This is a genomic window from Achromobacter xylosoxidans A8 (assembly GCF_000165835.1).
GTDB classification, from domain to species: Bacteria; Pseudomonadota; Gammaproteobacteria; order Burkholderiales; family Burkholderiaceae_B; genus Achromobacter; species Achromobacter xylosoxidans_B.
On record NC_014640.1, the window covers coordinates 2,597,030 to 2,608,808 of the forward strand.

At 68.4% G+C, this 11,779-nt stretch carries 8 protein-coding genes; 5 read left to right on the forward strand and 3 right to left on the reverse strand.

Translation table 11 applies throughout. The features are described 5' to 3' along the window. Window positions 1-189 precede the first annotated feature (189 nt). Window positions 190-5,562, forward strand: a complete 5,373-nt coding sequence (locus tag AXYL_RS34310) for a YadA-like family protein (RefSeq protein ID WP_013393097.1) — start codon at window positions 190-192, stop codon at window positions 5,560-5,562. Between the two features lie 71 nt (window positions 5,563-5,633). After that, complete coding sequence (locus AXYL_RS12210; protein WP_013393098.1) at window positions 5,634-6,164, forward strand: SecDF P1 head subdomain-containing protein; 531 nt, start codon at window positions 5,634-5,636, stop codon at window positions 6,162-6,164. Window positions 6,165-6,180: 16 nt separating this feature from the next. On the opposite strand, the gene AXYL_RS12215 is transcribed toward AXYL_RS12210, so the two are convergent. Both AXYL_RS12215 and AXYL_RS12220 read right to left on the reverse strand, forming a co-directional pair. Beyond that, window positions 6,181-7,035, reverse strand: coding sequence for a 3-keto-5-aminohexanoate cleavage protein (locus AXYL_RS12215; protein ID WP_013393099.1), 855 nt, complete (start codon window positions 7,033-7,035; stop codon window positions 6,181-6,183). Then, the gene (locus AXYL_RS12220; RefSeq protein ID WP_013393100.1) at window positions 7,032-7,994 is read right to left on the reverse strand and encodes a 3-hydroxyacyl-CoA dehydrogenase family protein; all 963 of its coding nucleotides are present in this window, start codon (window positions 7,992-7,994) and stop codon (window positions 7,032-7,034) included. The genes AXYL_RS12215 and AXYL_RS12220 overlap by 4 nt, the downstream gene beginning before the upstream one ends. Before the next feature lie 122 nt (window positions 7,995-8,116). Between AXYL_RS12220 and AXYL_RS12225 the strand changes: the two genes are divergently transcribed. Further along, window positions 8,117-9,025, forward strand: a complete 909-nt coding sequence (locus AXYL_RS12225; protein WP_013393101.1) for a LysR family transcriptional regulator — start codon at window positions 8,117-8,119, stop codon at window positions 9,023-9,025. A 209-nt stretch (window positions 9,026-9,234) separates the two neighbouring features. Further along, complete coding sequence (locus AXYL_RS12230; RefSeq protein ID WP_371818898.1) at window positions 9,235-9,702, forward strand: MarR family winged helix-turn-helix transcriptional regulator; 468 nt, start codon at window positions 9,235-9,237, stop codon at window positions 9,700-9,702. A gap of 25 nt (window positions 9,703-9,727) precedes the next feature. On the opposite strand, the gene AXYL_RS12235 is transcribed toward AXYL_RS12230, so the two are convergent. After that, complete coding sequence (locus AXYL_RS12235) at window positions 9,728-10,717, reverse strand: XdhC family protein (RefSeq protein WP_013393103.1); 990 nt, start codon at window positions 10,715-10,717, stop codon at window positions 9,728-9,730. Between the two features lie 61 nt (window positions 10,718-10,778). Here AXYL_RS12235 and AXYL_RS12240 point away from each other — a divergent pair, with 61 nt between their 5' ends. Continuing rightward, on the forward strand, window positions 10,779-11,405 hold the full coding sequence (locus AXYL_RS12240) for an NTP transferase domain-containing protein (protein WP_013393104.1): 627 nt from the start codon (window positions 10,779-10,781) through the stop codon (window positions 11,403-11,405). The last annotated feature ends 374 nt before the right edge of the window (window positions 11,406-11,779 follow it).

Here is an 11,779-nt window from a genome sequence, read left to right on the forward strand (position 1 = left end):
CTTTTCCACCGTCATCAATAGATCGACCGCTAGTTTGGCGCGGTTGGCGACAGCCCTGCTTCGGCCAGAGCGCTTGCGAAGCAGGGGGGCGAGAGTAGCCGCAGCTTGTTCCCGGTCCCTGTCATGGAAGCAGGGAAAGGCTGCGGAGATGAGAGGTTCCATAGAGTTTTTGAACTGGAGCACCCATTCATGACCAAGATACTCGGGAACGCATGGATCGACGCAGATGAACACGCGACGGTACGCGGGCAGTCCGCTGGGAAGCATTTGAAGCCGGACCTGCGCTTGGCGCCCATCGTGGCGGGGCTTGCGCTCTTTGCGGGCTTGGCGGGCGTGGGGCCGCAGGCCCACGCAGCAACGTACAACCCGAATAGCTGCGCCTCTCCCAAAGGGACCGGGCCGGACGGCGTGGCCTATCCCGCGGGCAAGAATCCGAAGGACGGGTCCGGCCTGTGGTCCAACGTGCTCGGCTGCGATGCCGATGGCGGCGGCTACACCGGCGTGCAGGTCTTTGGCTTCAATGCGGCGGCGACAGGCAACGGCGCGACCGCCCTGGGTTTTGCGGCGACCGCGGCAATCCGGAGCACCGCCGTGGGCATGCAGGCCAGCGCCCTGGCGGCGGGCGCCACCGCGCTGGGCCAATGGGCCCGCGCCACGGCGGCCGGCAGCATTGCCATCGGCGGCAATACGTCTTCCAACACGGCGGCGGCGGGCGCGCAGGCGTCTGGTGCTGGCGCCGTGGCGATTGCCGGGGAGTCGCGCGCCATGGGCTCCGACTCCGTCGCGATTGGCACGCAGGCGCAGGCGCGCCGCGATGGCGACGTGGCCATCGGCATCGGCAGCGTGGCTGATGGCGCCACAGGGAACTTCTCCGCGGTGGCCATCGGCCGCGACAGCTCGGCTATCGGTGAAAACTCGGTGGCGTTCGGCAATGCCAATCGGGCCACTGGAGCAGGGGCCGTCGCACTGGGCAATAGCTCGGCGGCTACGGGTGCGGCGGCCTTGGCCATTGGCAACGATGCCAACGCGCTGGCGGCGCGGAGCATGGCGTTGGGGTTCGACTCGGTCGCGACAAACTCGGGCGACGTCGCGCTGGGGGCGGGATCCGCGACCGCGGCAGCCGTCGGCACCTCCGGCGCCGCAATCGCGGGGCGATCCTATTCGTTCGCTGGGTCGGCGCCCACCAGCACGGTCAGCGTGGGCAGCACAGGCGCGGAGCGCTCCATCACGAATGTCGCGGCAGGGCGGCTCGGCGCTCTCAGCACGGATGCCATCAACGGCTCGCAGCTCCATGCCACGAATCAGGCGGTGAACGCATTGGGCGACCGGGCGGTGGCCTATGACGGTAACGACGGTGAGCCAAAGGGCCTGGTTACCTTGGCTGGCCCTGCATCCACGGACGGCGGCGCGACGGGCGGCACCAAGCTCACCAACCTGGCTCGCGGGGCCGTGTCGGCCGCCAGCACCGACGCGGTGAACGGTTCGCAGCTGCACGAAACGAACCAGGACGTGCAGCGCGTGGGCGACAGGGTGACGACCATGGGCGATACGGTAAACAACCTGGGCAATACCGTGACGAATCTGGGCGACACGGTGACAAGCATGGGCGATACGGTGACCAATCTGGGCGACACCGTGACGAGCATGGGCGATACCGTGACGAACCTCGGCGACACGGTGACGAGCATGGGAGGCACCGTGACGACGCTGGGCGACACGCTCACCAGCCTCGGTGGCACCTTGGCGAACCTGACCGGCGACACGAGCGTGGCATACACGGATGCCAACGGTCTGGGCATCCGCTATGCGCGGACGAATGAGCGGGGGCTGACGCCTGCAGATGCCTACGCCCAGAACCCCGGCAGCACGGCGCTGGGCTACAACGCGCGGTCCACGGCCGACGACGCGCTGGCGCTGGGCCGCGATGCCCAGGCCAGCCATGCGGGCAGCGTGGCGCTGGGCGCCAACGCGGTCGCCAATGGCGCGACGCTGGCCGCGTCTGCATACCGGTCGGGTACGGCGGCGGTGGCCGGCGCCGCGCCGGTGGGCGAGGTGAGCATAGGCTCGGCGGGGGCCGAGCGGCGCCTCACCAACCTGGCCGCAGGCGCGTCCGACACGGACGCGGTGAACGTGAGCCAGCTGAAGTCCGTGGCCGACAACGTCGGCAGCTTGAACGATCGTGCGGTGACCTACGACGGCCCGTCGGGAGATCCCAAGAACCTGATCACCCTGGCCGGCCCTGCATCCACGGACGGCGGCGCGACGGGCGGCACCAAGCTCACCAACCTGGCGCGTGGGGCCGTGTCGGCCGCCAGTACCGACGCTGTGAACGGTTCGCAGCTGCACGAAACGAACCAGGACGTGCAGCGCGTGGGCGACAGGGTGACGACCATGGGCGATACGGTAAACAACCTGGGCAATACCGTGACGAATCTAGGCGACACGGTAACAAGCATGGGCGATACGGTGACCAACTTGGGCGACACCGTGACGAGCATGGGCGATACCGTGACGAACCTCGGCGACACGGTGACGAACATGGGAGGCACCGTGACCACGCTGGGCGACAAGCTCACCAGCCTGGGTGGCACCTTGGCGAACCTGACCGGCGACACGAGCGTGGCATACACGGACGCCAACGGCCTGGGCATCCGCTATGCGCGGACCAATGAGCGGGGGCTGGCGCCTAGCGATGCGTACGCCCAGAATCCCGGCAGTTCGGCGCTGGGCTACAACGCGCGGGCCACGGCCGACAACGCGCTGGCGCTGGGCCGCGATGCCCAGGCCAGCCATGCGGGCAGCGTGGCACTGGGCGCCAACGCGGTCGCTAATGGCGCGGCGCTGGCCACGTCTGCATACCGGTCGGGTACGGCGGCGGTGGCTGGAGCAGCGCCGGTGGGCGAGGTGAGCATAGGCTCGGCGGGGGCCGAGCGGCGCCTCACCAACCTGGCCGCGGGCGCGTCCGACACGGACGCGGTGAACGTAAGCCAGCTGAAGTCCGTGGCCGACAACGTCGGCAGCCTGGGCGACCGGGCGGTGACCTACGACGGCAAGTTGGGAGATCCCAAGAGCTTGATCACCCTGGCCGGTGCGGTGTCGGCGGATGGCGGCGCGACGGGCGGCACCAAGCTCACCAACCTGGCGCGCGGGGCCGTGTCGGCCGCCAGCACCGATGCGGTGAATGGTTCGCAGCTCTACGACATCAATCAGGATGTGCTGCGGATGGGCGACACGCTGACGACCATGGGCGATACGTACACGAACCTGGCGGGAGACAACAATCTGATCAGCAAGGCCGACAAAGGGCTTGGCCTGCGCTATGCGCGGACCAACGAGTCGGGGATGGCGGAAGATGATGCGTACGCGCAGGGCGTGGGCAGCACGGCGCTGGGCTACACCGCGCGAGCCACGGCCGGCAACGCGCTGGCGCTGGGCCACGACGCCGTGGCGAGTCAGGAAGGGAGCGTGGCGCTGGGTGCCGGTTCCGTATCCGGCCGGGCGTTGGCGTCGACCACGGGCAGCCTGGCGATAGGCAGCGGCGGCGCCTTGGTGCCGTTCAACACGGCGGATCTCACCTTGCTGGGGGCCGTGTCCGTTGGCCACGACGGCGCGTATCGCCAGATTACCAACGTGGCGGACGGTACCGAAGCGCATGACGCGGTGACCTTGCGTCAGTTGACCGGCGCGATCGGATCCTTGACGGCCACTGGCACTCAGTACTTCCACGCCAACTCGGCGGCATCCGATTCACTGGCGACAGGCTTGGAGTCGATCGCCATCGGACCGCAGGCGGTGGTCAACGGCGACCGCGGCCTGGGAATCGGCGAGCGGGCCGTGGTGGATCAGAGCGCGCCCGGCGGTATCGCCCTGGGGCAGCAGGCGCGCACGACGTCCGCGGATGGCATCGCGGCGGGAACGCAGGCCTTGGCTGACGCGGTTCAGGGGGTGGCTCTGGGCGCGGGCAGCAGAGTTATCTCGGGGGGTGGCGTAGCGCTGGGCGCCGGGTCGATCGCCAAGGTGGTGGCCGGGGCGGATGGATACGTGCCCCTGGGCGGCGATGGCGCGGCCGTGAACGCCACGCGCAGCAAGTTGGCGGCGCTTTCCGTGGGTGACGTCGACGCTGGCAACTACCGGCAGATCACCGGAGTGGCGGCGGGGACGGTGGATTCCGACGCGGTGAACGTCAGCCAGTTGAAAGCGCTGGCCTCGAACGTGACTGGCCTCGAAGCAGGTGGCGTGAAGTACGACCGCAATCAGGACGGCACCATCAATTACGGCATGGTGACCTTGAACCCTGGCGGCGCGGCGACGGTGCTGAGGAACTTGGCGCGGGGCGCCCTGTCGGCAGAGAGTACTGACGCGGTCAACGGTTCGCAGCTGTTCGAGACCAATCAGTACGTCAAGTCGATAGGCGATACGATCGACACCTTTACCCAGGGCGGGGCTGGGATCAAGTACTTCCACGCCAATGGCGGGGCGTCGGCGGTCTTGCCGGATTCCTTGGCCAACGGTCTTGGCAGCATCGCAATGGGCCCGGGCGCGGCGGCCAACGGCGCCAACTCTGTGGCCTTGGGCAACGGTGCGGCCGCTGGCAAGGAGGGCGATGTGGCGCTGGGCGCGGGCGCCGTGGCGGACCGGGGCGCGGAGAGCTACACCGGCAAGTACTCGGATGCGAAAAATCAGTCGGTGGGCACGGTGTCGGTAGGCGCGTCGGGCGCGGAGCGCACGCTCAGCAACTTGGCCGACGGCCGCGCGGCCACGGACGGCGTGAACCTGCGGCAGCTGGACGGCGCGCTCAGGCAAGCCAACGATTACACCGACAAGCGCTTGCAGGAAGTGGCGGGCAATGTGCTCCAGGTCGGCGATCAGCTCACCGCGCTGGATGAGCGCGTGGCCGGCGTCGAAGGCGATGTGACGAACATCAGCAATGGCGCCGCCGGCATGTTCCAGACCAGTCAAGAGGAAAAGGCGGCCAAGCCGCCCAAGGCCAGCGGCAGAAACTCGGCGGCGGGCGGCGCGGGCGCCGTGGCTTCAGGCAAGAACAGCACCGCCATCGGCAACGACGCGCAGGCGTCTGGCGCTGGCGCGACGGCGCTGGGCAACGGCAGCAAGGCATCGGGCAGCAACGCGGTGGCCCTGGGCGCGGGCTCCGTCGCCGACCGCGACAACACCGTGTCGGTCGGCGCCGAAGGGGCGGAGCGCCAGATCGCGTACGTGGCCCGCGGTACGGCGGGAACCGACGCGGTCAACGTGAACCAGCTGCGGGAAATCGAGAGCGGCTTGACCAATCAGGTGGCCGGTTTGCGCAAGGACGTGCAAGGACTGGACAACCGGCTGAGCGCCGGTGTCGCATCCGCCATGGCCATGTCCGCGTTGCCTCAGGCCTACCTGCCTGGCCGGAGCATGTTCAGCATGGGCGGTGGCACGTGGCGCGGCGAAAGCGGCTTCGCCATGGGGCTGTCGACGGTGTCGGACAGCGGCAAATGGGTGGTGAAGGGCCTGGCCAGCAGCAGTTCGCGCGGCGACTACGGCGCAAGCGTGGGAGTCGGGTATCAATGGTGAGCAGGTGCAGCTCGAACGCAGGCACGCGGCCAGCGGCCGCATCCTCAATGATTCTTGAGAGGTACACAGCCATGACACGTCGCATCATTCTTCCCGCCGTGATCGCATCGAGCGCGTTGCTGGCCGCTTGCCAGCCCATGGCGGCGCAGAAGGGCGCCAATGCCGCGCCCCGCGTCGCCCAACCCGCGCCGGCGGTGCAAGACGCCGCCACGCAGACGCAAACCGCCGTGCCGGCGGTCGAGTTCCGACTGGCGCAGGATCAGCCGGGCGCCGATCTGCGCGAGCTGCGCATGCCCGACAAGACCTACTACTTCTTGCTGGCGCCCGCGCTTACCCGCGCCGACCTGAACGCCGCCACGCCGATGAAGAGCCGGGAGGGGCAGCCTTTCGTGAGCTTGCGCTTCACGCCGCCCGGCGCGCGCAAGCTGGCGCAGATCGGCCGCCAGTACCCGGGCAAGTGGCTGGTCTTCACCATCGACGGCAAGCTGGTGGGCGTGCCGCGCATTACAGGTCCCATGGATGAGGGCATCCTGAACCTGACGATGAATTCGGAAGAGCAGGCGATCAACGTCGCGCAAGCGATCCTGGGAGCGGCGCGCTAGCGCCGCCGTGGCCGCGTCAGCCGACCGCCCCGTAGATGCGGCGCGCGTCGGCCGCCGTGGCCAGCGGGCGGCCCAGCGCCTGCGCGCCTTGCGCGGCTTGCAGCACCAGCGCCGAATTGCCGGGCGCGGTGCTGCCGTCGCGCAGCTTCAGGTTGTTTTCGAAGCCCACGCGCATATGGCCGCCGAACGCCGCGGCCGTGGTAACGCAGGCATTTTCCTCGGGGCCGAAGGCGCAGACGGCCCAGGGCAGGGACTGATCGTACGCGGCCAGGAAGGGCAGCAGGTCATAGGCCGAGGAGGTCTGGCCCGCGCTATAGCGGCCCAGCACGAACAGCACCGACCACGCTCCTGGCGGCACCAGGCCGCGCGCGCGCAGCGACAGCCAGCGGCGCACGTCGCCTTCGTCGTACAGGATGATCTGCGTCATGATGCGGCGTTCGGCGATCCAGGCCAGGAAAGCCGCCAACTCGGTTTCCGGGATGTCCGGCACGGCGATCTCGCGCAGCCCGATGGACACGGCCTCGGGTTGCAGCTCGCGCACCAGGGCGATCTGCTCAGCCGCCTTGTAGACGCCGGCGGCTTCGCTGGTCACCTGCACCAGCAATTCGTCGCCGACGGCGACATGCACGGCGGCCAAGGCGTCGCGGTAGGCCTGGGCATCCAGCAGGTGGCTGCCGTCGGGTTTGCGCACGTGCATGTGCATCATGGCCGCGCCGGCGTCCAGGCAGGCGCGCGCTTCGCGCGCCAGGGCCTCGGCCGTGAGCGGCACGGCCGGATGGTCGGCGGTCTTCTTGTAGGCGCCATTGGGCGCCACCGTGATGATGACGGGCGAATCGGCCAGGGCGGCGCGGGGCGGAGCGGCGTTGCTCATGGCTTGATCTCCGGCAGTTCGGGCGCAATCAGATCCAGGCCCGCGCGCAGCAGGCGGTCGTAGCGCGCGCGTTCGGCGGCGATGGTCTCGGGCGTCCAGGCGTAAAAGCCCTCGCCCGTCTTCATGCCGTGGCGGCCGTCCTGGGCGCGTTCGGTCAGGCAGCGCGCCGGCTGGCTGGCGTTGCAGAAGGTGGGATACATGGTGGCGCCGGCCGCGGCATGCACGTCGATGCCGGCATGGTCGCGCTGCATCACGGGGCCCGCCGCCAGGAAGCGGAAGCCGAAGCCGAAGCGCACCGCCGCGTCCACGTCTTCCGGCGAGGCGATGCCGCGGTCGATCAGGTCGAAGGCCTCGCGCGACAGCGCGTGCTGCAGGCGGTTGGCCAGAAAGCCTGGCAGGTCCTGCCGCACCTTCACCGGCACGCTGCCGCAGCGCCGCATGAATTCGATCAGGGTATCCGCGCAGCCATTGTCGCTGGCCTCGCCCAGCACCACTTCGACCAGCGGCACCAGGTGCGCGGGCATGAAGAAGTGCAGGCCCAGCATGCGGCCGCGGGTGTCCAGGCCTTGGCTGATGGCGCTGATCGGGAAGCTGGAACTGTTGCTGGCCAGGATGGCGTCGGGCCGGGCGCGCTGCGCCAGATCCGCGAACAGCGCCTGCTTGATGTCCAGGCGTTCGGGAATGCACTCGATGACCAGGTTCACGCTGGACCAGTCCACCTCGTCCAGGCTGGAGGCGGTGGATAGCAGGGCGGCGTTCGCTTCCCTGTCTATGGTCTTGAGGTTTTCCGCGACGCGGGCGGGCAAGCCCGACGCGCGTTCGGTATTTGATTCGATTACCGTCGTGCGGCAGGCCGCGCGGGTCAACACCACGGCCACGTCGGCTCCCATGGTGCCGCCGCCCACCACCACCGCATGCGCCGCGCCCGGATTGGGCAGCGCTATCGCGTCCGTCTGCATGGTTTGCTCCTTCATCTGTAATTTCGCTGGAGGCGAGTGTAGAGAAGCGAGTTTGATTGATGAATCAGATTTTTTGGATAGAATGATCTCCAATTTAGATCAATAACGGGGCCGCTCCCAGCATGCAGATCAATCTTTCGATGCGCGATATCGACACGACATTGGTGCTGGGCCGCACGCTCAACTTCCGCCAGGCGGCCGCGCAACTGCACCTGTCGCAATCGGCCCTGTCCACGCAGATCCAGCGCATCGAGGATGCGCTGGGCGTGCGGCTGTTCGACCGTACCACGCGCACCGTCCGCCTCACGGCCGCGGGAGAGGTCTTCATGCAGCAGGCGGCCACCCTGCAAGTGGCCTTCCGCGACGCCATCGCCGCGGTCAGCGGCATCGTCAACGCGGAACAGGGCCAGGTGTCGGTGGCGGCCTTGCCTTCGATCGCCGCTCGCCTGTTGCCGCGGGTGCTGATGGCCTACCGCCAGGCCCACCCGCAGGTCGCCCTGAAGGTGCGCGATACCTTGTCGGGGCCGGCCTTCGACTTGGTGCGCGCGGGCGAGGTCGACTTCGCCCTGACTGCCGCCGATCCGCAGCATGCCGACCTGCATTATGTGCCGCTGATGTCCGACAGCTTCCTGCTGCTGATTCCCGAAGCCCATCCGCTGGCGCGTGCCCGCGGCCCGCTGCGCTGGGCCGATACCGCCGATGCGGCGCACGTGTCGATGGTGCAGCCCAGCAGCGTGCGGCAATACACCGAATGGGCCTTTCTGCAGAACCGGATCCGCTTCACGCCGGCGTTCGAGGCCGAGCACCTGACCACCATCGTCGCCATGGTCGAATGCGGATTCGGCGTCGCGGCATTGCCTGAAATCGCCGCTGGCGCGGTGGCGCAAAATGGCATTGTTCAGCGTCCGCTGATCGGCCCGGTGGCCGAGCGTTCCATCGGCTTGGTGACCGCGCGCAACCGCAGCCTGTCGCCGGCCGCGGCGGCCCTGGTGCAGACCTTGAAGGAGTATCTGGCGGAGCAGCCGCGCTAGGTTTCGCGGCGGATTTTCGACCCGTCGCGCGCTTCTGAACGCTGCGGTTTTGATTTCAGGCAAGCGCTTGCGGCGTGCCGCTCGACAGGAAGCGCCCGGTGGTATTATCCTCAGTGCACTAACTAAATTGGAGCTGCCTCAACGTGCCGGATGTACAGAAAAAGACGACGTCCCAGAAGCGCGTCGCAACTCATAAGATGGACACCAAGATTTTCGATCCGGCCAAGCAGGTGCTTTGGTCGCGTCCCGGCTATCTGGTGCGGCGCCTGAACCAGATCCACTACGCCATGTTCTACGAGGAGTGCAAGACTCAGAACGTGACGCCGGTGCAGTATGGCGTGCTGACGGCGCTGTCGCTCAGCCCCTGGCTGGACCAGACCGCCATCGGCATGGAACTGGGACTGGACCGCACCACCACTGCGGACGTGGTCAAGCGCTTGCAGGAGCGCGGCCTGGTGGAACGGCGCGTCAATCCCAACGATAAGCGCTCGCGCCAAGCCGTGATTACCCAGGAAGGCCTGCGCATCATGGGCATCTTGCAGGAAGGCATGGCGCGCGCCCAGCAGCGTCTGCTGGAACCGTTGTCCACGCGCAATCAGGAAATCTTCATGAAGCTGCTTTCCACCCTGGTGGAAGCCAATAACCAGTACAGCCGCACCACGCTCAAGCCCATGTAGGGCAGGGGCCGGCTGCGGTCCTGGCTCAGCCTTGCAGCGCGCTCGCTTGCGGCGCGCTGCGGGCGGCCTGGCCGTCGCCCAGCGTGTTGCGGACCCAGATCAGCTCCGCGGCGATCGCCACGGCGATCTCGGCCGGCGTCTTGCTGGCAATGCGCAGGCCCACCGGGCCGTGCAGTCGCGCGATCTGGCTGTCGTCCAGGTCGAACAGCCGCAGTCGTTCGCGGCGCTTCTGCTGGTTGGCGCGCGAGCCCAGCGCGCCCACGTAGAACGCCGGGGATTTCAGCGCTTCCAACAAGGCCATGTCATCGAGCTTGGGGTCGTGGGTGACCGCCACGATGGCGGTGCGTTCGTCGGTGCCGATTTCCAGCACCGCGTCGTCGGGCATGCTGGTGAGCAAGGTCGTCCGGGACAGGTTCCATTCGCCGAAGAATTCCTCGCGCGGGTCGCAGACCGTGACGTGGAAATCCAGCGTGGCGGCCACGTTGGCCAGCACCTGGGCGGTCTGGTTGGCGCCGATGATGAGCAGCCGCCAGCGGGGGCCGTACACGCTGCGAAAGATGCGGCCGTCGAAGTCCGGGCCGTCGGCTGGGCCGGCGGCAGATACCGAGCTGCTGCCGTCGTGCAGGTCCACGGTGCGCTGGATCAGGCGGTGGCCGCGTATGGCTTCCAGCACCACGTCCAGCCATTGCGTGTCGCGCAGCGGTTCGCTGATCAGGCGCAGCGTGCCGCCGCAAGGCAGGCCGAAGCGTGCGGCCTCGTCGCGGGTGACGCCATAGGTCAGGCGGGCGGGAGCGTCTTCCAACGAGCCTTCGCGGGCGCGGCAAATCAGGTCGTCCTCGATGCAGCCGCCGGAAACCGAACCGACCATGCGGCCGTCCTCGCGCAGGGCCAGCATGGCGCCCGCCTGACGCGGGGCCGAGCCCCAGGTCTGCACCACGGTCACCAGGTGCACGCGGCTGCCCGCGGCCACCCAGTCCCGGGCATGTTGCAATACGTCCAGATCCAGAGCGTTCATCGGCTTCTCACAAAAAAAGGCCGCGACGCTGCCACGGCTTATATTCACTATACTGATCATTATGGCGAATGTCTCTAGTGTCTATCCCTACCAGGGCCCTTTGCGGGTCGGCATCCTGCTGGCCGCGGGGCAGGGCTCGCGCTATGCCGCGCAGCGGCCGGGCGCCGACAAGCTGCTGGCGCCTTTGCCGCAAGGCATGTGCGTGGCCGTGGCCAGCGCCCGGGCGCTACGCGCGGCGGTGGACCTGGTCGTGGCCGTGGTGCGTCCCGGCAGCGCTGCCCTGGCCGGATTGCTGCGGGCGGAAGATTGCCAGGTGTTGGAGACGGACCGGGCGGGCGAAGGCATGGGGGCCAGCCTGGCCGCCGCGGCGCAGTATCTGCAGGGCTTGCCCGGGACGCCAGAAGCGGTGCTAGTAGCGCTGGCCGACATGCCGTGGATCCGCCGCGCCAGCCTGGAGGGCGTGCTGGACGCGCTGCGCCACGCGCCGATGGCCGCGCCTTCATACCAGGGGCAGCGTGGCCACCCGGTGGCATTCCGCGCGGAACTGCTGCCGCAGCTGGCAGCATTGAGCGGCGACGAGGGCGCGCGGCGGCTGCTCAAACAGCCTGGCCTGCGCCTGGTCGAGGTGGATGACCCCGGCGTGTTGCGCGACGTCGACACGCCGGCCGATCTGGATGGCGCCGGCTGAGCGCCGCCTGCAAGGCCGCTTCGGCGGCCTTTTTTTGCGGTCTTTGGGTTCTTGAGACGCCCGGCTCTTTGGGCATTTTTGGCACTGTTTGCGCTTGATGGCGGATGCTGGTTCTTGAGACGCCCGGCGCGGCGGCGGCCCGGCAGGCGCGGGGCTGCGATTGCGGTCCGGAGCCTTCGCTCCGGACTTCCCCTGCCTCATCCTCGTCCAGGCCTGCGGCCTTCCCTACGGATTCCGTCGGGCTTATCGACGCCCCGCGCCTGCCGGGCCGCCACCGCGCCGGGCTCTGGCAAGTGCTGTTGACGTCAGCGGGGGCGGGTGGGGTTCTTGGGGTTCTGCTCGGCGGTGGTTTGGCGCCGAAGATCTTGCGAGGC

Coding starts and splice junctions, on each gene's coding strand:
- AXYL_RS34310 (WP_013393097.1), top strand. CDS start 190: ATGACCAAGATACTCGGGAACGCATGGATCGACGCAGATGAACACGCG.
- AXYL_RS12210 (WP_013393098.1), top strand. CDS start 5,634: ATGACACGTCGCATCATTCTTCCCGCCGTGATCGCATCGAGCGCGTTG.
- AXYL_RS12215 (WP_013393099.1), bottom strand. CDS start 7,035: ATGAGCAACGCCGCTCCGCCCCGCGCCGCCCTGGCCGATTCGCCCGTC.
- AXYL_RS12220 (WP_013393100.1), bottom strand. CDS start 7,994: ATGCAGACGGACGCGATAGCGCTGCCCAATCCGGGCGCGGCGCATGCG.
- AXYL_RS12225 (WP_013393101.1), top strand. CDS start 8,117: ATGCAGATCAATCTTTCGATGCGCGATATCGACACGACATTGGTGCTG.
- AXYL_RS12235 (WP_013393103.1), bottom strand. CDS start 10,717: ATGAACGCTCTGGATCTGGACGTATTGCAACATGCCCGGGACTGGGTG.
- AXYL_RS12240 (WP_013393104.1), top strand. CDS start 10,779: ATGGCGAATGTCTCTAGTGTCTATCCCTACCAGGGCCCTTTGCGGGTC.